General features: G+C 34.5%; 1 protein-coding gene, 1 rRNA gene and 1 pseudogene. All 3 read left to right on the forward strand.

Features of this window, described 5'->3' with window-relative positions; all coding sequences use genetic code 11:
• Positions 1-150: 150 nt before the first annotated feature.
• Positions 151-266: ribosomal RNA gene (gene rrf / locus N782_RS20365) — 5S ribosomal RNA — on the forward strand.
• 180 nt (positions 267-446) lie between these two features.
• Positions 447-605: pseudogene (locus tag N782_RS22230) on the forward strand (S-layer homology domain-containing protein); the annotation flags it as partial.
• Positions 606-796: 191 nt separating this feature from the next.
• Positions 797-1,885, forward strand: coding sequence for a DUF5050 domain-containing protein (locus N782_RS20875; RefSeq protein ID WP_052111480.1), 1,089 nt, complete (start codon positions 797-799; stop codon positions 1,883-1,885).
• Positions 1,886-1,991: the final 106 nt, after the last annotated feature.

Here is a 1,991-nt window from a genome sequence, read left to right on the forward strand (position 1 = left end):
GATACTAATAGATCGAGGACTTAACTAAAACGAAAAGCGCAGGCGACTGTCTCGGCAGTCGCTGGAGCTCGAACCTGAGAAGGCGCACCAACGATTCGATGTCCGATTCTTATCTAGTTTTGAAGGTACTACCTTCAACAAAATACAAAGTATGGCGGTTTTGGCGAAGAGGTCACACCTGTTCCCATGCCGAACACAGAAGTTAAGCTCTTCAGCGCCGATGGTAGTCGGGGTTTCACCCCCGCAAGAGTAGGACGCCGCCATGCACACACAAACCCCTTAGGAATTGTTCCTAAGGGGTTTTTTTATGTTAATTACAATTAAATTGGAATTAACATGGAATTAAATGTAATTAGGTGAATAGGACTATATATGTATCTATTATTTAATTTTGGAGGTATGTGATGAAGAAAAAGATGAAACGTTTAGTCTGTGTCATGGTTATGATGGTTGGATTTGGGGTAGTATTTTCTCCGGTAGTTAGTTATGGATTTTCGGATGTATCAGAAAATTATTGGGCAAAGGAAGAAATACATTATTTAAGTGAAAGATTTATTATTAAAGGTATGAATGATGGAACATTTGGTGCTAACAAACCTTTGGAACGAATTCATGTAGCGCTTATGTTGGATCGAGCTTTAAATCTATCGCAAGAATATTGGGGGGAAGAGCTACCACCTCTCGGTTTAAAGGACTTTACAACAGAGAGTAGTCACTTTGATGAGGTAGGAGCAGTCCTTGCTAATGGAATTTTTGATGACATTATAATGATGGATATTTTAAACCGCATGAACCAATGACACGTGGAGAAATGGCTATTGTTTTACAGAAGGCATTTAACTTAAACGGAATATCTAATAAAAGTTTTAAAGATGTTTCCACTGAACATAAAGCGTATGAAGCTATTCAAGCTTTGGCAAAGAATAAAATAACTAATGGTTATTTAGATGGAACTTTCAAACCAGGTAATACCTTAACTCGTGCTCATTTCACAGTATTTATGGCAAGAAGTATGAGTAACTATTTTATTTCTGATAAGACATCTTTACATAGTAAAAATGTCATTGTCTGGTCGGATTATTTTGGGGTATATAAAACAGATGTTACTACAAATGAAACACAAACTCTTGCTGTAAAAAAAGTGTTAGGTCAATCCTATAGACTTGGAGAATGGGTCTACTTTTTACATGAGGTTTATCGTAGTGACAGAATAGGTGATCTACCGAAAGGACAAATCTATCGAGTTAATCTGGAAGGAACGAAATTAGAAAGATTGTCGAAAGAGTTAGTAACAGATATGGCTATTTTAGATAATAAAATAGTATATAGCTATTATGGTAATTTCTTAGAAGAGGGAGGGATGGAAAGAGGGGAACAATATTATCTTAAAAGTAGAAATCTAGATGGTGGAGATCCTAAGATTATTAACAAAGAAGTAGAAACCTTTAATATTGATGCTAAAGATGGGTGGGTTTACTTTACTAACTATTCAGATGAAGAGAAGCTTTATCGTATTCGATTAGATGGTTCCATGCCCCAAAAATTAAGCGATGAACCATTTTATTACTATGGAAACTCTTGGAACCTAATAGATAATAAGGTGGTATATGGAAATGTCATAATAGATAATGATGGTTCTAATAGAAAAGAATTAGATGCTGAAGAAGATATCATCCCAATCAGTAAGGGGAATCTGTACTCCATTGAAGAGCTTACAAATTTAACTAAGTTCTCATCAGAGGTGTTATCTAAAGAAAAAATAATAGAAAATACACAAGGACAATATATTGGGACAAAAAATGAGCAGTTATGGTTTATAATAAGAGACAGTATATGGGAAGAGAGTTATCAAAAAGAGTATTTTAGCATTCCTCTAATAAATTAAAGTAAATGAAGAACACCTTATTATATTTGTACAATAAGGTGTTCTTTTTATAATGTAGGCTATGTTAAAGTTTGGTGTTGATTTTGGAATCAATTAATCTGAATAG

Origin of the sequence: Pontibacillus yanchengensis Y32, assembly GCF_000770635.1 — a bacterium.
Classification (GTDB): domain Bacteria; phylum Bacillota; class Bacilli; order Bacillales; family BH030062; genus Pontibacillus; species Pontibacillus yanchengensis.

Coding starts and splice junctions, on each gene's coding strand:
- N782_RS20875 (WP_052111480.1), top strand. CDS start 797: ATGACACGTGGAGAAATGGCTATTGTTTTACAGAAGGCATTTAACTTA.